Origin of the sequence: Azorhizobium sp. AG788, assembly GCF_943371865.1 — a bacterium.
Lineage (GTDB): Bacteria > Pseudomonadota > Alphaproteobacteria > Rhizobiales > Xanthobacteraceae > Azorhizobium.
Genome location: NZ_CALRWL010000007.1, coordinates 36,728 through 58,599, shown reverse-complemented (window position 1 = coordinate 58,599; position 21,872 = coordinate 36,728). Strand labels below are relative to the sequence as shown.

The following is a 21,872-nucleotide window of genomic DNA, read 5'->3' as shown; positions in this document are numbered from 1 at the left end:
ACGCTCGGGCACGACGGGGCGCACCGGCACGTCCGATGGCGGCGCTATCCGGTCACGCCGCCAGGAACATGGTTCAGGCGCCGGGAGAACGGTCGTCCTCGGTGGCGCGGGCCAGATCCACCAGGCGGGCGACCATCGCCGATGCCGGGTCCGCCAATTGGCTCACAATGGAGAAATGATTGGCGCCGTCGATCACCGCGCTGTCGGCGGTAATGCCCTGTGCCGCCCAGGCGGCCGCGAAATCACGGCTCTGACGCAGGAATTCGGAACTTTCCTCGCCGCCGACGAAGGCCGAGAACTGCCGCCCCTCCGGCACCGGCCAGAAGGTCGGCGACAGGCGATGGGCTTCCGCCTCCCCCAGCCGCAGCGCGTCATTGAGGCGGGTGGGCAGCAGCGGCTCCAGTTCATACACGCCGGACAGGCCGACGCCGGCGGTCACGATGTCATCGGCGCCGCGATCGTCCAGATCGTGCCAATGGGTGGCGGTGAGTGCCGCCGCCAGATGACCCCCGGCGGAATGGCCGCTGGCCACCATCCGCCGCTTGATGCGGTGATGCAGGCACACCGCCGCCGCGCGCGCCTGCGCGATGATGGTGCTCAGGGGCACGTCGGGGGCCAGGTCATAGCCGGCCAGGGCGACGGCGACCCCATGGGCCAGGCACCCCTGCGCCACGAACGTCACTTCACGGGGATGCTGACGCTGCCAGTAGCCGCCATGGAAGAACAACACCACCGGGGCTTTCCGCGTGGTGTCGGGCCACATCACATCGAGGATCTGCCGCGACGAGGGACCATAGGGAATGCCGAGATCCGCCGCCGGCACATCCCCGCGCAGGCGCGCCGAGCGCGCGATCCAGTCGGCCACGATGTCCGGAAAGTCCGGAACGCGGGCGCGATTGTCGTATTCTGCTTCGTAATCCACGAAGTCTCCTTCCAGTGTGTGTCGGAGCGGCGATCCGCAGGATCACGCCAGAAAACCGGCGCCGGAAGGCCGTGGTGCCCGCGTCGAGGGGCTGCGGCCTGTCATGCCGTGATGCCCGGACAAGTCCGCCGGCCCGCCCCCTGTTCCCGCGGGCAGGGTCTCAGTCATGCTCACCATGGGCGTTGCGGATGCGTCGCACCACCCACCACACGGCGAGAACCGCCACCGGTACAGCCACTGCGGTCACCGAGCCGGGGTCGATGTGGAACCCCATGCGCACATCCGTACCACTGGCGTGCACGCCTTCCGCCAGCAGGTGCACGAGGCTGACGACATAATAAGAGATGGCCGCCACCGAGAGCCCCTCCACCGTGCGCTGCATGCGCAATTGCAGGCGGGTGCGCTCGTTCATGGAGGTGAGCAGATCGCGGTTCTGCTGTTCCAGCTCCACGTCCACGCGGGTGCGCAAGAGATCGGCGCTGCGGGCCAGCTTGGCGGAGATGTTTTCCTGGCGCTCCTCGACCGACTGGCAGGTGCGCATGGCGGGGGCCATGCGCCGCTCCAGGAATTGCTGCCAGGTGGGGAAGCCCGGCACTACGGTCTCGCGAATGGTGGCGAGCCGCAGGCGCACGATCTCCTGATAGGCCCGGCTGGCGCCGAAGCGGAACAGCGAGGCGGTGGCGCCCGCCTCCAGTTCGGCCGCCAGCGCCACCAGTTCGTCCAGCAGCTTGTTGTTGGCGGCAAGCCCCACGGAGCCGGTCATCTCGCCGGTGGTCTGGGCAAGGCGCGCCTCGATCTTGGCGATGGAGGGGGCCAGCGCCTGCGCCTGCGGCAGGCCCAGCAGCGCCAGGGTGCGATAGGTCTCGATTTCCAGCACCCGCTGCACCAGCGCGCCGGCCGCTTCCGTGCCCAGGCCCCGGTCGCGCAGCAGGATGCGCACGAAGCCGGCGGGGTCGGGCTTGAAGTCGGTGGCGATCTCGGCGGCGCCGTCGTTCACGTCGGAGCGGGCGAGGCTGGCGCGATCGAACACGCCGTCCAGCTGCACGTCCTCCATGGAGTCCGTGACCATGTGCAGGTCCACCGCCACCAGCAGCGGCCCGGGTTGGCGCACCTGCGCCAAGGGACTGGCGAGAGCGGCGGCGGGCGGCTGGAACGGCAGCAGGCCGGCGGTGGCCTCGGTGGCGGGCAGATCCCAGGTATAAGTGGAGAATTCCGCGTGGGTCTCCCAGCGCAAGGTGGCGCCGCCGAACGACACGCGGTGGTGCTTGGCGCCCGGCAAGGGGCCGGGGGCGCCGCGGCTGGTGCACAGTTCGGTCACCGCCGCCCGCTCCGCCTGGGCATCGCCCGGGGCGGTGAGGAAGGCCACATGCAGGAAGCGCCGCGGCGTCTCCACCGGGAAGAACGGCCGCGCGTGCAATTCGCCGAGGATGGCGGCCCGCAGCGGATGCGCCGCCAGCATGCGGCCCTCGCCAATGCCCAGATCGGCCCCGCCGGGGGGCGCGCCGGATGTGTCCGCGGTGGTCAGGCTGACGCCCGTTTGTGTTTCGACCATCGAACCGTCTCCCTGAAACGGTGCTGACATGAAGCGACAGGCAAAACAAGCGGCGGCGCGCCTTCGCGCGGCCATGGGCCGCCGCGCAGTCCGTCATAGGGCCGCTTCCGGGCCGGTGCTACCGTAGGTCGCAGGACCGCGCCGGCCACCTGCGGGACGTCCGGAGCCGGCGCAAGGGGCCGCGGGCCATGCGCCAATGGCCAAGGTCACGCCTTGCGGGTGTCTTGGAAACTGATATCGTCTTTATAGTTTCCGCTGACCACCAGCCGGTGGGGCGGCATCGGGCATGGGGGCATGAATGACCAATCCCATCGACACACCGGTTCTCATTGCCGGCGCAGGCCCCACCGGGCTGACGCTGGCGATCATGTTGCGGCTCTACGGCATTCCTGTCCGCATCATCGATCGCAGCCTGCAGCCCTCCACGGTGTCCAAGGCGCTCGGGGTGTGGAGCGCCAGCCTGGAGGCGCTGGATGCCATGGGCATCATCACCCCGTTCGAAACCGACGGCGTGCGGCTGAAATCCCTGATCGTCGGCGACGGCACCCGCCAGCTTGCCACCCTCGCGGTCGGGGACGGCATCGACAGCCCCTATCCGTTTCCCTTGCTGCTGGCGCAATCGCGCACCGAGGACATCCTCAACGCCCGCCTGGCGGAGCTGGGCGCCACCGTGGAGCGCGGCGTGGAGCTTCTCAGCTTCAGCCAGGATGCCGGCGGGGTCACCGCCCAGCTCACCCATGCGGACGGCCGCGAGGAGGCCGCCGCCGCGCCCTATCTGGTGGGCTGCGACGGCGCCCGCAGCGCGGTGCGCCATGGCCTCGACATCGACTTCGAGGGCTATACCGAGCCGCAGGTCTATCTGCTGGGCGACGTGAAGATCGACGGTGGCGCCCTCGACCGGCGCAGCCTCTATGTGTGGTGGGGCGAAAACGGCACCGTGGCCCTGTTCCCGTTCGAGCCGGACATCTGGCGCGTGGTGGTGGCCCGGCCCGACGACACCGACTATAGCGAACCGACCCTCGCCGAATTGCAGGGCCATATGGACCGCAACGGCCCGCCCGGCACCCGGCTGCGCGACCCCACCTGGCTCTCGGCCTTCCGCATCAATGAGCGGCTGGCCAAGTCCTATGGCACCGGCCGGGTATTCATCGCCGGCGATGCCGCCCACATCCACAGCCCGGCCGGCGGCCAGGGCATGAATACCGGCATCCAGGACGCCTTCAATCTGGGATGGAAGCTGGCGCATGTGCTCCAGGGCCGGGGCGACGCGGACCTGCTGCTCGCCAGCTACGAGCCGGAGCGGCGCCCCATCGCCCACGACGTGGTGAAGAACGCCGCCCAGAAGCTGCACGTGGGCTATGCCACCAGCCGCATCACCCGCCTCATCCGCGATGTGGCGGTGACCGTGCTGGGCAATCTGCCGGCGGCGCAGAAGAAATTGCAGGTGGAACTGTCCGAGACCACCATTACCTATCATGACGGCCCGCTGGTGGCGCTGGGCGCCCCGCCGCGCCACCCCAGCCGCACGGAGGTGGGCACCCGGGCGCGGGAGGCGCATTTCTCCGATCCGCAGACCGGTGCCCGCACCGCGCTCTGGCCGCTGCTGGGCGGCACCCATCACACCCTACTGCTGTTCCCCGATGCCGGGCAGGCCATCGACACCCATCTGCTGGAGGGGCTGGAGGATGCGGTCACCGTGGTGGCCATCCCCCCCGCCAGCGACCCCCAGGGCGAGGTGCGCAAGGCCTATGAGATCTCTAAGCCCGGCTGGGTTCTGGTGCGGCCGGACCAGGTGATCGCCGCCCGCGGCCTCGCCAGCAACCTCGCCCCGCTCGCCACATACCTGGATCGTGTGGTACGGCCCAGGGCGAGCTAGAGGACGCGCCGGCCCGCCTGCAGGTCAGGTGGGTGACGCGGACTGAATCTTGGACCTTGAGACGGCTGGCCGATCGGGCTTCTCAACCGGATCGGGCGGCGGCATTGCCCCTGTTGGCGCAGAACGGCGAACCTGATCGTGACGGACCCGCACGGGCTGCCCCCCATCGACCTGGACGACGGCCCCGGCGGCCGCATCCTCGGCGCTGCGCGCGTGATCCTGCTCCGGGACCATTACAGCGGCCTGACCATGGACGCCCTCGCCTTCGCGCTCGGCATGAGCAAGAAGACCATCTACGTCCACTTCCCCTCCAAGGAAGCCATCGTCTCCGCCATCATGGCCGCCACCGGCGCCACCATCCGCCGCCGGATGACGGAGATCCTGGCCGCCCCCATCCCCTACCCGGAAAAGCTCGAGGCGGTGTTCAGCCTCATCGGCAGCTATTTCGGCACCCTGTCGCCCGCCTTGGTGCGCGATCTGGAGCGGCACGCGCCGCAGGTCTTCCGCGAGATCGATGCCATCAAGGAGCAGAACATCCCCTTGGTGTTCAGCCGCGTTCTGGCCATGGGGGTGGCGGAGGGCATGGTCCGGGCCGATATGGACGTGACCTTCCTGACCGAATACTGGCTGCAGGTGGTCAAGGGCATTCACGACCCGGCCCTGCTGGCCCGCACCGGCACCAGCGCGCGCGAGGCGTTCGAGAAAGCACTGACCTTGTTCTTCTGCGGCATCCTCACCCCCGAAGGGCGCGCCAAGAGCCGCTGGGCCCTGCCGGCGCCGGATGGCACCACCTAGAGCGTTTTCAAGCGAAGTGGATCCCGGCTCGCGTGAAGAATTTCACCGATTCGAAGAAACGGGGAAATGCTCTCGCGCGTCCGGCCAGAGGCCGGGATCAGGGAGCAGCGATGCCGTCCAGATGCGCGGTTTCGTTGAGCCGCAGCAGCTTGGCCTGGTCGCCGCCCGCCTCAACCACGGTGAGATTGCACGGCTCCTGCCCCAGGCGCCAATAGTGCGACAGCGGCAGGTCCAGCAAATGGGCCAGCAGCACCCGGTTGGAGCTGTCGTGGCCCACCAGCACCACGGTCTCATCCCGGTGCCGGGCCAGCAGGTCGCGCACCAGATCCGCCGCGCGCACCATCACATCCTGGAGCGATTCCCCACCGGGAAAGCGCACCCGCTGCGGTGCCGCGTGCCATTGGGCGAACAGCTCCGGCGCCTGCGCCTGCGCCTCCCCGTGGGTCTTCCATTGCCAGGCGCCATAGTCGATATCCGCCAGGGCCGCATGGGCCACCGCCGCGCATGACGTGGCCAGAGCGATCCGCGCACCGGTGGCGACACAGCGCCCCAGCGGGCTGGTGTAGATGGCCGCCGGCTGCCAGCACGCCGCGATCCGTTCCGCCAGCGCCGCCGCCTGGGCCTCGCCGGTGGGCGACAGATCCACTTCCACGCGACCACGGAAGCGGGCGGGCGAAATGCCCGGCACGTGGCCGTGGCGGGTCATGATGAGTGTCGTCACGCAAGCTCCTAGGTTCGAGGCGCGCAGTTCCGGCGTTGAAACCTCTCTTGATCGCCTTCATGCGCATGCCGCTTGGCATGAAGGCGCGATCCAACAGATGGATAGAGGCATTCACCGAATCGGAAAAACCCGACAGACTCTAGCAAGACATCGCGACGACGAGACAACCCCCACGCGCGTTCCCCACGCGCGTCCGTCACCTTGAACTCCATCCGCATCGGCGCCGGAGACGGCATGATAGGTGTGGCCACCGGCGGTGAGCGCCCGGGCGATTCTGGCGCCACGGGACGCTGTCGGATACCGTCATCGCGCGATCTGGACCATCGCCGGTCGGCACGCCGGCGCTCATGCAGCGGGAGCCGGCCTGTGAAGCCCACGCGAGATGATCCACACGTGCCGCCCCCCTGGGGCGGCGGGGCTTGGGCCATGAGACGTTGGGTCATGGGACGGTCCCGACATCTGGCCGCCGCAGTCGGGCTTGCGGCGGCGCTGCTGGGCGGCGCGCTCGGGGCCGCCCAGGGGCAACAGCCCTCCGCGGCGCCCGGCCCGCCCGCACCCCCGGTGGCGGATCCGCAGACCGCGACCATTCCCCTGCTGCCCCGTCCCGACCGCAGCGGCTTCACCAATTTCGTGCAGGTCACAGCGGGGGGCGGGCAGGGCGGCACGGTGCTGCTGGACACCGGCTCCACCGGCCTGCGCATCCGCCAGGAGGCGCTGGGGCCGGACGTGCGGCTCACCGACATTCCGCTGGAATATTCCTACACCAGCGGCAACGTGCTGCGCGGCGTGCTCGGCTATGCGGTGGTGGCTTTTCCCGGCGCGGTGCCGGCGGTGGCGACAGCCAGGCCCATCGCCATTCAGGTGGTGCAGTCCATCACCTGCAAGCCCGAGGTGCCGAGGTGCCCCAAATGGAAGCCCACCGAGGTGGGGGTGATGGGCGTGGCCTATAGCGCCTTCCCGGCCTTCAATCCCTTGGCGCAACTGCCGGGCAATCTCGGCAATGGCTTCATCGTGGTGGCCAACGACCAGACCGATCCCCAGCTCCAGCCGCGGATCGAGGTGGGGCTGACGCCGCAGAACAGCGCGGGTTTCGCCACCGCGCCCTTCCAGCCGGAGGACGGCCGCCAGCCCGAGGGGCTGAAGGCCTGGAATACCAAGAGCATCCCCACCTGTTTCGCGGTGGACGGCGGCGCACCCGGCTGCTTTGCGACCGTGTTCGATACCGGGGCGGCCGTCGGCAGCTTCCAGCCGCCGGGGCTCGACCCCTCCCGCCTGCATAAGCCCATCCGCAAGGGTCGGGTCATCACCACCCGCGTGGATGGCGTGATGCAGCTCACCGTCACCAGCGGGCGCACGGCATGGCTGAATCGCTACCGCTATGCGCCGCCCCACGGCGGCGTGCGCGGCTTCAATTCCGGTGGTCTCGTGTTCCGCTATTACAAGGTTCTGTATGACGGCGTGGCTGGGCGCATCGGCTTTTCCCCGAGCGGGCCGGTGAGCGCACCGGCGCCGTGAATGCGCCGGATGGGCGCGGGATGGGACGGTTTCCAAAGCGCCGCATTCGTGCTCTGAAAGGCGCAGATGCCTGTCTGACGGCACGGGGCCGCGCGCCTCTCGCCGCCTTGGAGATTCCATGCAGCCGATCCAGATCGCCGTGGTTCCGGTGACCCCGTTCCAGCAGAATTGTTCGATCCTGTGGTGCACCGCCACCATGAAGGGCGCGGTGATCGATCCCGGCGGCGACCTGGATCGCATCCGCGCCGCAGTGGCGGAAACCGGGATCACGGTGGAGAAGATCCTGCTCACCCACGGCCATATGGACCATGCGGCCGGCGCCGCCGAACTGGCCGAGGCGCTCAATGTGCCCATCGAAGGCCCCAATGAAGCGGACCAGTTCCTGCTGGACGGTCTGGTGGCGGCGGCGGCCAAGTTCGACATGGCGGGCGCCCGCCCGGTCACGCCGGATCGCTATCTCAAGGAGGGCGATACGGTGTCCGTGGGGCAGGTGGTGCTGGATGTGCTGGATGTGCCAGGCCATACGCCCGGCCATGTGGTGTTCCACCACAAGGACAGCCACGTGGCCATCGTCGGCGACACCTTGTTCCGTGGCTCGGTGGGGCGCACGGATTTTCCTTATGGCGACCACGCTTTGCTGATTTCCGGCATCGTCGGCAAGCTGCTGCCTTTGGGCGACCAGACGGTCTGCCTGCCGGGCCATGGCGCCGTCACCAGCATCGGCGATGAGCGGGCCAACAACGCCTTCCTCGCCGACGCGGTGTGAGCAGCGGCGCACGGTAAGCACCGGCCATGCCGGGTGCCGCCCTCCGGGCGGCGCTCAGGCGGCGCGGGAATCCGGGCGGAGGGCGAGGGAGACGCGGTTGCGGCCGGAATTCTTGGCCTCGTAGAGCCCCAGGTCCGCCCGCTCGATGATCTCGTCCACGTCGCGGTCGCGGTCCTGGGCCAGGGCGGCGCCGATGGACACGGTGACGGTGATGTTCTGGCCCTCGAACACCACCTGCGTGGTGCCGATGGTGCCGCGGATGCGTTCGGCCAGGGCCATCATGGCCGCTTCATCGGTATCCTGAAGCAGAGCGACAAATTCTTCGCCGCCGAACCGCGCCACCCGGTCGTGGGCGCGCAGGGCGCCGCCGAAGATCGCCGCCACCTGGCGGATCACCGCATCGCCGGCCGCATGGCCATAGGTGTCGTTCACCTGCTTGAAGTGGTCGATGTCGGCCATCAGGATGCCGAGGCCGCCGAGGCTGCGCGCGCTCTCCAGCGCCACGTCCGCCACCGCCAGGAACGAGCGGCGGTTCATCAGGCCGGTGAGCGGGTCGGTGTCGGCCAGTTCGCGCAAAGCCGCGATGTCCTCGTCATGCTTCTGGGAAAACTGCACGAACCGCTGCTCCTGCGACCCCAGGCGGCGCAGCAAGGCGCGCAACGCGCCGGTCAGGTGCATCACCTCCAGGCTTCCGCGCAGCCGGGGCAGCATGGTGACGTGCGGGTTGCGCCCGATCTCGTCCGCCGCGTGGGTGAGGGTCTGCAAGGGGCGGGAGATGCGGGCCGCCAGCCATGCGGCCAAAGCCACGCAGACCACCAGCACCACCGCGCCGAGACCAATGATGGTGGCGGCCAGCGTGTACGCCGAGGCGAAGGCCACCGCGGAATCCTGGCGGGCGACGACGATCCAGCCGAGGCCCGGATAGTCCTGCTCGCCATCGGCGATGGCGAAGCCGGTCAGCATCCGCTTGCCACCCGGGTCATCCACGAAGGCACCGGACACCGCCCGGCCCATGGCGGCGACGCGCGCGGGGGCAAACGGCGTGGTGTCGATGCCCGCGCCCAGCAGGACCTTGCCGTTGCGGGTGAGCACCGAGACTTCGGTGCCGGGCTTGCCGGTGAGGGTTGTCTTGCGCAGGCCCTCCGCCCAACGGAACGCCAGATGGGCGCCGAGAACGCCCAGCATGCGGCCGTTCGAATCCCGCACCGGAAACGAGATGTCCACGAACCGCTCCGGCTCGTTGGACGGACTGGCCTGCAACAGCTTGGCCAGCAGAATCGCCTCGTGCACGTCGCCCACCGCCGGGCCGTCCCGGCCATCCTTGAACCAGGGCCGGGCTGCCACGGAGGCGCCCTCCAGCATGCCCTGGCTGGCGGCGACCACGATCCCATCGGGGCGGGCAAAGCCGATCCAGGCGAAATGCTTCATGGACACTTGGAGCTGGTCGAGCACCGACCGCAGCAAGGCGGGATCGCCTTCCCAGATTCCTTCCAGCGGCCGCATGCTGGAGAGGATCTTGATCTCGCGGTAGCGCTCGAACATGTCCATGTCCAGGCGGTCAGCCAGTGTCTGGGCGGTCATGGCCATGTCCTGCTGGATGCGGGACGTGACCTCCCGCTCGCTCAGGCGGGCCGAGGCCAAGGCCACAGCGCCGAGGCCGACGATGCACACAAGGCCCATGAGCAGGCTCAATTGCTGCGCCATGGTGGTGCGGTCCTGGAGCTTATGCAGGCGATGGCGCAGGGCTTCTCGCACGTTCCCTCCCTCACAAATCAGGGGCGCGGTCGAACCGACAATCGCCAAGAGCCAATCCCTTGTCCGGTCTCTTCGGCGCTGCGTCAAGCGATGCCGACGCCGGAAACCGCGTCATCCGCCATGGGCTGAAATGCCGAAGCCGGCGCATTTTAGGGACTATATCGTAAGTCTACCTTATAGTATGTATGCCAAGCCATGTCAGAGACCCCCCTCGGATTTCTCCTCGTCGAAGTGGCCCGGCTGTACCGGGCTCGCACCGAGCGCGCGTTCGAGCAGGCGGGGCTCGGCCTCACCTCCGGCGAGGCCCGCACTCTGGTCTATGCCAACCAGCGCCCCGGCCTGCGGCAAGGCGCGCTGGCGGAAGCCATGAATGTGGAGCCCATGACCCTGGTGGCCTCGCTCGACCGCCTGGAAACGCTGGGCCTCGTCCGGCGCGAGCCCGACCCGAGCGATCGCCGCGCCAAGCTGGTGACGCTCACCCCCGCGGCCAAGCCGCTGATGGTGCGCATCACCGCCACCGCCGCGGCCGCCCGCGCCGAGGTGCTTGCGGGCCTCTCCGAGGACGAAATCGCAATGTTCCGGGCCAGCCTGGAGCACATGCGCGACAATCTCGTGCGGGCCGCCCGTGCGCTGGAGGATGCATGAAGCCGGTGATGAGCGAGACCCGCACCGCGGTGATCGGGGCGATGGTGGTGGTGCTCGGCCCCCTCTCCATGTCGCTTTACACCCCCGCCCTGCCGGCGCTGGTCCAGGCGTTCGACACCACGCCGGGCATGCTGAAACTGAGCCTCTCGGTCTATTTCTTCGGCTTTGCCTTCTCGCAACTGGCCTGCGGCCCGCTGTCGGACGCCTTCGGCCGCCGCCCCACGGCGCTGGGCTTCTTCCTGATCTATCTGGTGGGCAGCGTGGTGGCGGCCTTTGCCCCGGACATCACCTGGATGATCGTGGGCCGCGGCCTGCAAGGCATCGGGGTGGCAGCGGGGCCGGCGATTTCCCGCGCCATCGTGCGCGACCAGTTCACCGGCCAGCCCTCCGCCCGCATCATGAATCTGATTGCCACCATGCTGGCCATCGGGCCGGCCATCGCCCCCACGCTGGGCGGCATCATCCTGTCCACCTTGGGCTGGCAGCCGATCTTCCTGGTGATGGTGATCTATGGGCTGGTGCTGGTGGCCCTCCTGGCGCTGTTCGTGCCGGAGACCAACCACACCCCCGACCGCGCCCAGGCGCACCCCTGGCGGGCGATGCGCAACTACGCGACGCTGTTGCGCGATGCCCGCTTCATGCGCCCGAGCCTGGTGATCGGCTTCACGCTGGGGGGCATCTACACTTTGGCAGCCATCCTGCCGTTCGTGCTCATCGAGCGGGTGGGCCTGTCGCCGGTGGGCTTCGGCATCGCCATGATCTGCCAGACCGGATCGTTCATGGCCGGCTCCATGGTGACGGGCCGGCTGCTGCGGCGGGTCAAGGCGGATGCGCTGATCCCCTTCGGCCTCGCCATCGTCATGGTGGCGGCTGCGGCCATGATGGTGGCCACGCGGATCTATCCCGCCTCGGCGGTGGCCACCATGCTGCCGGTGGCGGTTTGGGCCTTCGGCATCGCGATGCTGCTGCCCGGCGGCACCACCAGTGCCCTGTCCGGCTTTCCGCAGATGGCCGGGGCCGCGTCCGCGCTGATGGGGTTCCTGCAGATCGGCGGCGGCCTGCTGGGCACCACGGTGGCGAGCGCCTTCGCCGTGCCGGGCGAAGCCTTCACCTTGGTGGTGCCGGGCCTGGCTGTGATGGGCTTGCTGTCCTTCCTGCTGCTGCGGCCGGGCAAGGCGGCGCGCGCGGCGCGCATTTCCGAGTCGGACCTGGAAATCTCCACCGACCCGGTGGGGCTGATCGGGGCGGCAGGCGACGAAATCGAGGCTCAGGTGTTCCGCAAGCGGGCCTGAGCGCTCATTTCACCGTGACGTTCATCATCTTGGTCAGGCAGCTGCCGGGTTTTCCATCGGCCAGCTTGAGATACCATTTCTGATGCAGGTCGTGGATTTCGGTGCCATTGACCCGCATGCTGAAGGTGGCGGTGCACAGGGAGCCGGTGCGGGTGTCGAGCTGAATCAGGACGTGGTTCTCCCCGGTCTTCAGCAGCGGCAGGATCGGCACCCAGCGTGGGGCGCGGTTTGTTTCCGCAATCTCGATCAATTGGCCGTTCACGGTCACGCGCGCAATGCCGCGGACCTCTCCGGCCTGGATCTCCGCGGTTTTCATATTGCTGAGCACCATCAGATCCGGCGGGCAGAGAAAGCCGGTGCGCTCGCAGACCTCTCCCGTGATCATATCGCGCGCCAGGTAGATGGCACCGCCGAGGCCGATCATCGTGAGTGGTGCCATGATGCCGGCCACAACCAGCGGCTTCAGTCCCCGCTGCTTGGAATTGGACGTCTTGCCCGCAAGCTTGGCGCGCGGCCGTGGCGTTTTGATCGCCGGCTTTTTGTCCCCGGACCGCTTGAACCCGGGCAGCTTGAGCGCAGGGAGTTTGAACGATGGGCGTTTGAACGCAGGGAGTTTGAACGCGGGCAGCCGGCGCCGCTTCGCAATCGGCGCCACCTCCGGCTGGACGGCGGCGCCAGAGGCCTCGGGCGCCAGCACGACCGGAGCGTCGTCGTCATCACCGTCATAGTTGGCGGTGGCGCTGGCATCGAAGCTGTCGCCGTCCCCCTCCGTGGCATCGGGCGCCGCGACCGCGTCGGGCGCCTTGGCGCCAGCGGGCTCAGCGGCGGCAGGCGGGCTCTTGTCTTGAGCGGGCTCCTTCGCAGCGGGTCGCGGCGCGGCCGCGGACGTTTTGGCCTTGGCTTCGGCGGCAGCGCGGAGCTTGCGGTTGTTGGCGGCAAAATCGAACGGGTCGTCTTCCGCCTCGGCGGGCGGAGCGGGCTCGGGTGCTTTCGCGACCGGCTCGGACGCGGCTTCGGCGGCCTTCGCCTTGGCCTTGGCTTCGGCTGCGGCGCGCAGTTTGCGATTGTTGGCGGCAAAATCGAACGCGTCGTCTTCCGCCTCGGCCGGTTCTGCCGGCTCGGGCTCTTTGGCGACGGGCTCGGGCGCAGCTTCGGCGGCTTTCGCCTTGGCTTTGGCTTCGGCGGCAGCGCGCAGTTTGCGGTTGTTGGCGGCGAAGTCGAACGGGTCGTCTTCCGCTTCGGCGGGCTCAGCCGGCTCGGGTTCTTTCGCGACCGGCGCAGGTGCAGCCTCTGCGGCTTTCGCCTTGGCCTTGGCTTCGGCTGCGGCGCGCAGTTTGCGATTGTTGGCGGCGAAGTCGAACGGGTCGTCTTCCGCCTCGGCCGGTTCTGCGGGCTCGGGTTCTTTGGCGACCGGCGCAGGTGCAGCCTCTGCGGCCTTCGCTTTGGCCTTGGCTTCTGCGGCAGCGCGGAGCTTGCGCTTGTTTGCGGCGAAGTCGAACGGGTCGTCTTCGGCCTCGGCGGGTTCCGCGGGCTCGGGCTCTTTGGCGACTGGCGCAGGTGCAGCCTCGGCGGCTTTCGCCTTGGCCTTGGCTTCGGCGGCGGCGCGCAGTTTGCGATTGTTGGCGGCGAAGTCGAACGGGTCGTCTTCGGCCTCAGCCGCCTCGGCGGGCTCGGCACTGGGCGCAAGCGAGGGCGCGCCGGCACTCGCGGGCGCGATCTCGTCCTCGTCACGCTGGTCTTGCGCAGCCTCCGTGGCCGCATCCAAGGCCTGACCCATGGATCCGTCCTTCCCCTATGGGATCGCTCCCCTGGAAGGACGGATCTACAACCTCAAGCTTTATCCAGCCTTGCGGGCGCGAGCGCCATAGGTGCGCAGCCGCAGGGCGTTGAGCTTGATGAAGCCGGCGGCGTCGCGGTGGTCATAGGCCACGGCGCCTTCCTCGAACGTCACCAGATCCTGGTTATAGAGCGAGTAGGGGCTGGTGCGGCCGATGACGCTGACATTGCCCTTGTAGAGCTTCAGGGTCACTTCGCCGGTGACATAATGCTGGGAATGATCGATGGCCGCCTGGAGCATCTCCCGCTCGGGGGCGAACCAGAAGCCGTTGTAGATCATCTCCGCATAGCGCGGCATCAACTCGTCCTTGAGGTGAGCCGCGCCGCGATCCAGCGTGATGCTCTCGATGCCGCGATGGGCCACCAGCAGGATGCTGCCGCCGGGGGTCTCGTAGATGCCGCGGGACTTCATGCCCACGAAGCGGTTTTCCACCAGATCCAGCCGGCCGATGCCATTGGCCTTGCCCAGTTCGTTCAGCTTGGCGAGCAGGGTGGCCGGGGACAGCGCAACGCCGTCGATGGCGATGGGGTCGCCCTTTTCGAACGCGATGGTGATGGTGGTTGCCACGTCGGGCGCGGCTTCCGGCGAAATGGTGCGCTGGTAGACATATTCCGGGGCTTCATCCGCCGGGTCTTCCAGCACCTTGCCCTCGGAGGAGGAGTGCAGCAGGTTCGCATCCACCGAGAACGGGGCTTCGCCGCGCTTGTCCTTGGCAATGGGGATCTGGTGGGTCTCGGCGAACTCCAAGAGGCGGGTGCGGGAGGTCAGATCCCACTCGCGCCAGGGGGCGATCACCTTGATTTCCGGCTCCAGCGCATAATAGGCCAGCTCGAAGCGCACCTGATCGTTGCCCTTGCCGGTGGCGCCGTGGGACACCGCGTCGGCGCCGACCTTGCGGGCGATCTCGATCTGCTTCTTGGCGATCAGCGGCCGGGCGATGGAGGTGCCCAGCAGATACTGGCCCTCATAGACCGCATTGGCGCGGAACATGGGGAACACATAGTCGCGCACGAATTCCTCGCGCACGTCCTCGATGAAGATGTTTTCCGGCTTGATGCCGAGCAGTTCGGCCTTCTTGCGCGCCGGCTCCAGTTCCTCGCCCTGGCCGAGGTCAGCGGTGAAGGTCACCACCTCGCAATTATAGGTGGTCTGGAGCCACTTCAGGATCACAGAGGTGTCGAGCCCGCCGGAATAAGCAAGCACCACCTTCTTCACGTCGCGCGACATACTCGTCTCTCGAAGGCTAGAGCGGCTCCGTCAGGAACACGCTCCGGGTTGGGGTCGGAAGACCGGCCGCCGGTCTCAAGAGGGTACGGCCCGGCTCCCGGTCGAAAATCCGCGCGGACTATAGGCCGGCGCGATGGCGTGGCAAGAGGCGGGCGACAAGCCGCGCCATCCCACGGCCGGCAAAGCGCAACGATCCTGCCGCCGCGCGCCAGATCAGGCCCACCACTGTGTGTAGCGCCAGGCCGGCTTCCGCCACCCAGGCTTCCGCCTGCGCATTGGTTGGGGCGCCCCGCCGGTCATAGAGCCACCAGCGCACCAGGATCACCACCAGGATCACCAGGACCCCGGAAAACACCACATCGGTGAAGAAATGGCCGCCGAAGGCAATGCGCAACCCGCCCGCGGCCGCACCGAAGACCACCGCCGCGCCCAGCGCCACCACCCCCAGCGGGCCGGGTACCAGGCTGGCGGGCGCGGTGAGCCAGAAGCCCAGCGCCCCTTCGCCGGAAACGAACGAGCAGTTGCCGGGGCAGGTGCCTTGGGTGGAATACCAGGGATTGAATGCCTTCTGGCCGCCGAACTCCTCCACATGCACCGGGCGGGGGCGACCCCATTTTTCTTTCAGCAGGCCGTTCACCAGCAGGCCGGGGCCGATGGCCATGGTCAGCGCCAGCAGCAAGGCTGGGCGGGCGGGCATGAACATGGCGCGGCGGGGAAAGATCAATTTGAGCACCAGTGCCACGAAGGCGGGCGCGGCCACCAGCCAGGGCAGGATATTGCCGGCGGAGCGCAGCTGCCGTCCCCAGGACGAACTCGCCAGCGCAAAGCTGCGGCTGCCCGCATCCCAGAACCAGGCGGTGATGGCGAGATCCCATGCGGGAAACACCGCAAACAGGATTGCCACCGCGGCGCCCATCACCAGGGCGAAGAACACCAGCCACCGCACCGCGCACATTCTCCTCGCCCTGCGGTCGCACCGCAGGCCTGCGTAAGCTTCGACGTAACCGTGCGCTTTTTGATCTCGACCCTTGCGGGCGGCATCGTTCAGCGGGACAGTCCCGCTCGATTTACGCGCAGGAGACGGCGATGAGAAGGCCAGCCCTCGATTTCTATTACGAGTTCGCCTCGCCTTATTCCTATCTGGCCGCGACCCGCATCGGCCCCATGGCGGAGGCTGCCGGCGTCGAGGTGAACTGGCGCCCGTTCCTCCTGGGGCCGATCTTCGCCGAACAGGGCTATACCTCGTCGCCGTTCAACGACTTCCCGCTGAAGGGCGCGCATATGTGGCGCGATCTGCAGCGACTGGCGGTGCATTATCGCCTGCCGGACATCACCCAGCCCGATCCGTTTCCGGCCAACGGCCTGCTCGCGGCGCGGGTGGCGCTGAAGCTCAATGATGCCTCGCGCCCGGCCTTCACCATCGCTTTGTTCAAGGCAGCGTTCGCGCAGGGCCGCGATATCGGCGACCGCGAAGTGGTGCGCCAGGTGCTCGCCGGCCTCGGCCACTTCTGCGACAATGTGATCCCGGAAGCGGAGACGGCGGAGAACAAGGCCGCGCTGAAGGCCCAGACCGAGCGGGCGCGCGCTGCAGGCGTGTTCGGCGCCCCCAGCTTCGTCACCGGAGATGGGGAATTGTTCTGGGGCAACGATCGCCTCAAGCAGGCCATCGCGCACGCGGTGCTCAGCGCAGCGATGGCGACCGGCTGACGCCCGCCGGGGAGGACGCCCGCCGGGAGGCGGGGGCGCCTCAGGCGGCGTGCAGGGCGAAGGTGTCCGGTTCGCGGAAGCCGGCAGTGTAGCCGGCCACGGCCCAATAGGCGGTGCCGCCCACCAGCCCGGCGGTCAGCATGTGGTCGGGGCTGACGAACGCCAGGCCCTCGGCGAGGCCGAGGCCGTAGAGATGCGATGCCACGAAGGCGGACGCGGCGCCATTGGCCGCCTGGAACATCCAGGAGCGGATCTCGAACACTTCCGAGGCGATGATGCCCACCAGGGCCACCTTCCAGATGGTGAGAATCTGCGCCAGGGCGGCGGCCACCAGGATCATGAACGGCGGGTTGCGGGCGGCCAGCGCCAAGCCGGCGTCGGCGATCCAGAGGCTGGAGACCGTGGGCCGCGGGGCGACGGCCAGGCCATAGGCCGCGACCACGCTGCCGGAGAGCACCGCGAGAGCGAGGCCCATGGATATGAGCGCCAAGCGCATGAACAGGCGGCTGTGGTCGGGCAACTCTTCCTCCGCACGGATGTCTATGCCGTCAGCATAGATGGCACCCGTAGCTGTCCCCAACCTGCCTTCTCGGGACGCTCGCCCCTACGTCGCAGGTGGCAGGTCGTTGGGAAGGGGCGTGCGGTGCAAGGGGGCGGACGGGCGCATCGGCTTCCAGAAGCCGGCGCTCCAGCCGGCGATCAGCCAGTAGATGAGCCCGCCGGCCAAGCCCGCCGCCAGCAGATAGAGCGGCTCCGCCAGCGGCGCCGTCTCGCCGCTCACGCTGGGAAACAGCCGCGCGCCGATGAAGGCGGAGACCGCGCCATTGCCGGCGTGGAACATCCACGAGCGCACCGCGAAGGTCTCGGAGAACAGCACGCCGACCAAGGCCACCAGCCACATGACGCACACCAGGAACGTGATGAGGAAGGTGCCGGTGAACAGCGCCTGCACCACGGCGATGAACGCCTCCGGCTCCAGCGCCTGATCGGCGATGGCGCCGATGCGCCACTGGCCGAACAGGATGACGGCGGTGCCGGTGAGGATGGCGGCGAGCACGCCCACCGGAATCAGCAGGAAACGCAGAAGGAGACGGAAGACGCTATCCATGGCGGTCATGCGGGTCCGTGGCAGACCGCTTCGATATTATGGCCGTCCGGGTCGAGGACGAAGGCGCCGTAATAGGTGGGGTGGTAATGGGCGCGCAGGCCGGGGGCGCCGTTGTCCGTGGCGCCGGCCGCGAGGGCTGCCGCATAAAAGGCATCCACCGTCGCCCGGTCGGGGGCGGCGAAGGCCACATGCCCATGGCCTGCCGGCTTGCCATCCGCGCCGATCCAGAAATAGGGCTTTCCCGCATCGCCAAATCCGGCGCCGACATAGCCGCCGGTTTCGGCTGCGCTCACCTCCATGGCCACCTTGATCCCCAATGGCGCCAGGGCGGCGAGATAGAAGGCCTTGGAGCGGGCAAAATCGCTGACGGTCAGACCGATGTGGTCGAGCATGGCGCAGGTCTCCTGCGAACGGGGGGAATGCGGCAACACGGGACCAGCTCCGACACCGTCATCCCCGGGAGGGCGCCGGCTCAGCGGCTCACTCGGCTGCCGCTGCCATGGCCCGGAGCGCCAGACGCTCGCGCGCCGAGAGCTTCTCGGTCTCGCTTTTGAGCTGGCCGCAGGCGGCCAGAATGTCGCGGCCGCGCGGCGTACGCACCGGGCTGGCATAGCCGGCGCGGAACACGATGTCCGAGAACTTCTCGATGGTCTCCCAGTCGGAGCACTCATACTGGGTGCCGGGCCAGGGGTTGAACGGGATCAGATTGATCTTGGCCGGAATGCCCTCCAGCAGCCGCACCAAAGCGCGGGCATCGGCGGCGCTGTCGTTCACGCCCTTGAGCATCACATATTCGAAGGTGATGCGCTTGGCATTGGAGGCCGGCGGATAGGTGCGGCACGCCTCCAGCAACTGGGCGATGGGATACTTCTTGTTGATGGGCACCAGCACGTCGCGCAGTTCGTCGCGCACCGCGTGCAGCGAGATCGCCAGCATGGGGCCGACCTCGCGCCCGAGCCGCTCGATCTCCGGCACGATGCCCGAGGTGGAGACGGTGATGCGCCGCTTGCCGAGGCCGAGGCCGTCGCCATCGGCGAGGATCTCCACCGCTTCCGCCACCGAATCATAGGCATAGAGCGGCTCGCCCATGCCCATGAACACGATGTTGGTCACCAGGCGCTCGCCCTCGGTGGGCAGGCCGGGGCCGATGGCGCGGTCGCGGCCGGGATAATCGCCCAGCTGGTCACGGGCCACCAGCACCTGCGCCACGATCTCCGCGGCGGTGAGGTTGCGCACCAGCCGCTGGGTGCCGGTGTGGCAGAAGGAGCAATTGAGCGTGCAGCCCACCTGGCTGGAGACGCACAGCGTGCCGCGATCCCGCTCGGGAATATAGACCGCTTCCACCTCGTGCGGCCGCTCGCCGGGCGTTTGGGAGGGCAGGCGCAGCAGCCACTTGCGGGTGCCGTCCTTCGACACCTGCTCCACCACGATCTCGGGGCGGGCGAGCGAATAATGCTCCGCCAGCAGCGCCCGCAGGTGCTTGGAGACGTTGGTCATCTCGGCGAAATCGGTGGCGCCGCGCAGGTAGATCCAGTGCCAGAGCTGGTTCACCCGCATCTTCAGCTCGCGCTCGGCAATGCCGATCGCAGACAAAGCAGCGCCCAGCTTCGCGCGGTCGAGACCGGCGAGGGACGGCAGGGGGATAGCCAATGGCACGGGCGCCGCCGCGGGGACGGTCGCAGGTTCAGGAGCGGGCATCATGGGCGCATACATACTTTGTTCCGCGCCGTCCCGCTACCGGGACGACGCAGGGCTCGCCACGCCGGTATGCGGCGCGCGCCGAAGGTGGCGCTATGCGTTGCCCTACTTGCACTCCTGCGCCACCCGGTCGAGCGCCTGGACGATGCCGGTGAGGGAGTATTTGTCGGTGGTGGCATTGCCGCGCACGGAGGTGGAGACCACGGTCACGTCCTTGCCCTTGCGCAGGGCGTCCACCAGCCGGCCTTCGTCGGCCACGTTCCGCACCCAGGCGCCTTCGGCCTTGGTGTAGAGATCAAAAGTGGTATTGCCGACCTTCAGCTTGGCCTCGGAGCCTTCCTTCAGCGCGAAGCCCATGGTCAGGCTGACCTCGTTCTTCACATTCTCGCCAGGGCGGGTGCTGATGAAGAAATAGGCCGGATCCCGCTTCAGTCCGCCGGGCTGGCGGTCCTTGGGCTGGGAAATGGCATAGCAGACCTTGGGGTTGCTGGTGCTGGTGTAGACGCTCCAGTCGCCAAACTGGGCCACCGGCTTGGAGGCCCCCGGGCCTTGCCCCTGGGCCGCGGCGGGCACGGCGGCGCATACCATCAGCGCAACCGCCATGAGGGCCAGGCGTGCCCGGTTGAAGCTAGCAGGATGGTGGGCCATGGGCGCTCCTGAACGAGATATGCGGTCCGCGGGGAGACCGCCAACGGTGTCGTACGGACTCGACGTCTCCGTAATTGGGGACGCCGACCAAAAAATGGCACACACAAGGTTTCCGTTTTCATTAATGTGGGTCAGTTCGCAGCGTTTGAGGGCCATTTTCCCCGGTGTTCCTCACGCCACGGCAATTGCGCACCGTTCCGGAGCGGCGTGTGGCAGCCCGCTGCCGGGTCCATTTCGAATCAGTCGGGCGCCTGTGTTCGCCGGCCCCGCCCTCCGGAGATCCCCGCTGATGAAGGCCGTGCTGTGCGTGCGCCATGGACCTGCCGAAGGCCTGGAGATCGCTGATCTGCCGACCCCGCAGCCGGGACGCGGCGAGGTGCGGGTGGATGTGGCGGCCGTGGGGCTGAACTTCTTCGATACGCTGATCATCCGCGACCTCTACCAGCAGAAGCCCGAACTGCCGTTCTCGCCGGGCGGCGAGTTCGCGGGCATCGTGTCGGCCCTGGGGGAGGGCGTGACCGGCCTGTCCGTGGGCACGCGGGTCTGCGGCTATCTGGGCTATGGCGCCGCCCGTGAGCAGGTGCTGGCGCGGGCAGATCGCCTCGCCGTGGTGCCGGACGATTTGGATCTGGTGCGGGCCGCCGGCCTCATCGTCACCTATGGCACCAGCCTTTATGCGCTGCGTGAGCGCGGGGAGCTGAAGCCCGGCCAGACCCTGGCGGTGCTGGGTGCCGCCGGCGGGGTGGGGCTGGCCGCGGTGGAACTGGGCAAGATCCTCGGCGCGCGGGTGATCGCCTGCGCCTCCTCGGCGGAGAAGGTCGCCTTCGCCCTCGCCCATGGCGCCGATATCGGCCTCGACTACACCAAGGAAGACCTCAAGCTCCGCCTCAAGGACCTGGGCGGCAGCGAGGGGCTGGATGTGGTGTTCGATCCGGTGGGCGGGGAACAGTCGGAACAGGCGGTGCGGGCGCTCGGCTGGTGCGGGCGCCTGCTGGTGGTGGGGTTTGCCGCCGGCGACATTCCCAAATTGCCGCTCAACCTGTTGCTGTTGAAGAATTGTGATGCCCGCGGCGTCGCCTTCGGTACCCAGGCCCGCCGCGATGGTGCCTGGCTCACCGCAGCGGTGTGCGACCTCATGGCCTACGCTCGCGCCGGGCGCATTTCCGCCCATGTGGACGCCACCTTCCCGCTGGCGCAGTGCGCGGCGGCGCTGGATGAAATCGCCGGCCGCCGGGTCAAGGGCAAGGTGGTGCTGACCACCGGCCTGTGAGCGTCCGGCGTCGGCCGCAACCAGGTCTCAGGCCTCCTCGCGGGCGGCCTTGAGGGTCGCTTGCGCCGCCTCATAATGGTGCGGCTTGATATGGCCCGCCAGCATCTTCATGGCGCCCACCAGCACCAGCGCATCGTCGCCGAGGCCGATCATCGGCAGGATGTCCGGGATGCCGTCGATGGGCAGCACGAAATAGGCCAGCGCCGCCAGAAAGCCCGCCCGCACCCGCAGCGGGGTCTCCCGGTCGAAGGCGGTGTAATAAGCCGCCAAGGCATCGCTGGCGAAGGGCACGCGCGCCGCGCCGCCCTTCAGCTTGCGCCAGAAGCCGCCGCGCACGCGCGCTTCGTCCTCCTGCGCCTTGGCCCGCTCCTCGGGGGGCAGGGCGCTCCAGTCGGTGGAAGTGCTGGGCATCTCGCTCGTGTTCATGTTCCCGAGATGGGGGTGTCCTGCGCCGGGCGCAAGATCGCCCGAGCCACCAACCAGCCCGAGCCACCAAACGGCTGGCAAATCAGAGCGGTAGCTTGGCGTTCCCGCCGCT

General features: G+C 68.4%; 21 protein-coding genes. 8 read left to right on the top strand and 13 right to left on the bottom strand.

Features of this window, described 5'->3' with window-relative positions; translation table 11 throughout:
* Positions 1 to 73 precede the first annotated feature (73 nt).
* Complete coding sequence (locus AAG816_RS06460; protein ID WP_341988743.1) at positions 74 to 922, bottom strand: alpha/beta hydrolase; 849 nt, start codon at positions 920 to 922, stop codon at positions 74 to 76.
* A 160-nt stretch (positions 923 to 1,082) separates the two neighbouring features.
* Positions 1,083 to 2,381, bottom strand: coding sequence for a DUF3422 domain-containing protein (locus AAG816_RS06455; protein ID WP_341988827.1), 1,299 nt, complete (start codon positions 2,379 to 2,381; stop codon positions 1,083 to 1,085).
* A 391-nt stretch (positions 2,382 to 2,772) separates the two neighbouring features.
* On the opposite strand from AAG816_RS06455, the gene AAG816_RS06450 reads away from it, so the two are divergent.
* Positions 2,773 to 4,350 (top strand): FAD-dependent monooxygenase, encoded by a 1,578-nt coding sequence (locus AAG816_RS06450; protein WP_341988742.1) that lies wholly within the window; start codon positions 2,773 to 2,775, stop codon positions 4,348 to 4,350.
* Between the two features lie 138 nt (positions 4,351 to 4,488).
* Positions 4,489 to 5,145: a TetR/AcrR family transcriptional regulator gene (locus tag AAG816_RS06445; RefSeq protein WP_341988741.1), complete on the top strand. Its 657-nt coding sequence runs from the start codon at positions 4,489 to 4,491 to the stop codon at positions 5,143 to 5,145.
* A gap of 97 nt (positions 5,146 to 5,242) precedes the next feature.
* On the opposite strand, the gene AAG816_RS06440 is transcribed toward AAG816_RS06445, so the two are convergent.
* Entirely contained in the window at positions 5,243 to 5,866 is a 624-nt protein-coding gene (locus AAG816_RS06440; protein WP_341988740.1) for a histidine phosphatase family protein, read from the bottom strand.
* Positions 5,867 to 6,307: 441 nt separating this feature from the next.
* Between AAG816_RS06440 and AAG816_RS06435 the strand changes: the two genes are divergently transcribed.
* Both AAG816_RS06435 and AAG816_RS06430 read left to right on the top strand, forming a co-directional pair.
* Complete coding sequence (locus tag AAG816_RS06435) at positions 6,308 to 7,381, top strand: hypothetical protein (protein WP_341988739.1); 1,074 nt, start codon at positions 6,308 to 6,310, stop codon at positions 7,379 to 7,381.
* 118 nt (positions 7,382 to 7,499) lie between these two features.
* The gene (locus tag AAG816_RS06430) at positions 7,500 to 8,147 is read left to right on the top strand and encodes an MBL fold metallo-hydrolase (protein ID WP_341988738.1); all 648 of its coding nucleotides are present in this window, start codon (positions 7,500 to 7,502) and stop codon (positions 8,145 to 8,147) included.
* 54 nt (positions 8,148 to 8,201) lie between these two features.
* Here AAG816_RS06430 and AAG816_RS06425 read toward each other — a convergent pair whose 3' ends face one another.
* A complete protein-coding gene (locus tag AAG816_RS06425) occupies positions 8,202 to 9,902 on the bottom strand; it encodes a sensor domain-containing diguanylate cyclase (protein ID WP_341988737.1) in 1,701 nt (566 codons plus the stop codon).
* Between the two features lie 195 nt (positions 9,903 to 10,097).
* On the opposite strand from AAG816_RS06425, the gene AAG816_RS06420 reads away from it, so the two are divergent.
* Both AAG816_RS06420 and AAG816_RS06415 read left to right on the top strand, forming a co-directional pair.
* Positions 10,098 to 10,547 (top strand): MarR family transcriptional regulator, encoded by a 450-nt coding sequence (locus AAG816_RS06420; RefSeq protein WP_341988736.1) that lies wholly within the window; start codon positions 10,098 to 10,100, stop codon positions 10,545 to 10,547.
* A gap of 8 nt (positions 10,548 to 10,555) precedes the next feature.
* On the top strand, positions 10,556 to 11,839 hold the full coding sequence (locus AAG816_RS06415; protein WP_341988735.1) for a multidrug effflux MFS transporter: 1,284 nt from the start codon (positions 10,556 to 10,558) through the stop codon (positions 11,837 to 11,839).
* A gap of 4 nt (positions 11,840 to 11,843) precedes the next feature.
* On the opposite strand, the gene AAG816_RS06410 is transcribed toward AAG816_RS06415, so the two are convergent.
* The 3 genes from AAG816_RS06410 to AAG816_RS06400 all read right to left on the bottom strand — a co-directional run bounded on the left by AAG816_RS06410 (position 11,844) and on the right by AAG816_RS06400 (position 15,858).
* A complete protein-coding gene (locus AAG816_RS06410; protein ID WP_341988734.1) occupies positions 11,844 to 13,616 on the bottom strand; it encodes a hypothetical protein in 1,773 nt (590 codons plus the stop codon).
* Positions 13,617 to 13,676: 60 nt separating this feature from the next.
* Positions 13,677 to 14,903, bottom strand: a complete 1,227-nt coding sequence (locus AAG816_RS06405; RefSeq protein WP_341988733.1) for an argininosuccinate synthase — start codon at positions 14,901 to 14,903, stop codon at positions 13,677 to 13,679.
* A gap of 118 nt (positions 14,904 to 15,021) precedes the next feature.
* Positions 15,022 to 15,858 carry a phosphatase PAP2 family protein gene (locus tag AAG816_RS06400; RefSeq protein ID WP_341988732.1) on the bottom strand — a complete coding sequence of 279 codons (837 nt, stop codon included), beginning with the start codon at positions 15,856 to 15,858 and terminating at the stop codon, positions 15,022 to 15,024.
* Between the two features lie 131 nt (positions 15,859 to 15,989).
* On the opposite strand from AAG816_RS06400, the gene AAG816_RS06395 reads away from it, so the two are divergent.
* The gene (locus AAG816_RS06395) at positions 15,990 to 16,610 is read left to right on the top strand and encodes a 2-hydroxychromene-2-carboxylate isomerase (protein WP_341988731.1); all 621 of its coding nucleotides are present in this window, start codon (positions 15,990 to 15,992) and stop codon (positions 16,608 to 16,610) included.
* 40 nt (positions 16,611 to 16,650) lie between these two features.
* Here AAG816_RS06395 and AAG816_RS06390 read toward each other — a convergent pair whose 3' ends face one another.
* From AAG816_RS06390 to AAG816_RS06370, 5 genes are all read right to left on the bottom strand, one after another.
* On the bottom strand, positions 16,651 to 17,130 hold the full coding sequence (locus AAG816_RS06390; RefSeq protein WP_341988730.1) for a hypothetical protein: 480 nt from the start codon (positions 17,128 to 17,130) through the stop codon (positions 16,651 to 16,653).
* Between the two features lie 84 nt (positions 17,131 to 17,214).
* Positions 17,215 to 17,718, bottom strand: a complete 504-nt coding sequence (locus tag AAG816_RS06385) for a hypothetical protein (RefSeq protein ID WP_341988729.1) — start codon at positions 17,716 to 17,718, stop codon at positions 17,215 to 17,217.
* A 5-nt stretch (positions 17,719 to 17,723) separates the two neighbouring features.
* Positions 17,724 to 18,110 (bottom strand): VOC family protein, encoded by a 387-nt coding sequence (locus AAG816_RS06380; protein WP_341988728.1) that lies wholly within the window; start codon positions 18,108 to 18,110, stop codon positions 17,724 to 17,726.
* An 88-nt stretch (positions 18,111 to 18,198) separates the two neighbouring features.
* Positions 18,199 to 19,419, bottom strand: a complete 1,221-nt coding sequence (gene rlmN / locus AAG816_RS06375) for a 23S rRNA (adenine(2503)-C(2))-methyltransferase RlmN (RefSeq protein WP_341988826.1) — start codon at positions 19,417 to 19,419, stop codon at positions 18,199 to 18,201.
* A gap of 102 nt (positions 19,420 to 19,521) precedes the next feature.
* Positions 19,522 to 20,064: an invasion associated locus B family protein gene (locus tag AAG816_RS06370; protein WP_341988727.1), complete on the bottom strand. Its 543-nt coding sequence runs from the start codon at positions 20,062 to 20,064 to the stop codon at positions 19,522 to 19,524.
* A gap of 289 nt (positions 20,065 to 20,353) precedes the next feature.
* On the opposite strand from AAG816_RS06370, the gene AAG816_RS06365 reads away from it, so the two are divergent.
* On the top strand, positions 20,354 to 21,334 hold the full coding sequence (locus tag AAG816_RS06365; protein ID WP_341988726.1) for an NADPH:quinone oxidoreductase family protein: 981 nt from the start codon (positions 20,354 to 20,356) through the stop codon (positions 21,332 to 21,334).
* A 27-nt stretch (positions 21,335 to 21,361) separates the two neighbouring features.
* Here the strand turns inward: AAG816_RS06365 and AAG816_RS06360 are convergent, their stop codons facing one another.
* A complete protein-coding gene (locus AAG816_RS06360; RefSeq protein ID WP_341988725.1) occupies positions 21,362 to 21,745 on the bottom strand; it encodes a YkvA family protein in 384 nt (127 codons plus the stop codon).
* Positions 21,746 to 21,872 lie beyond the last annotated feature (127 nt).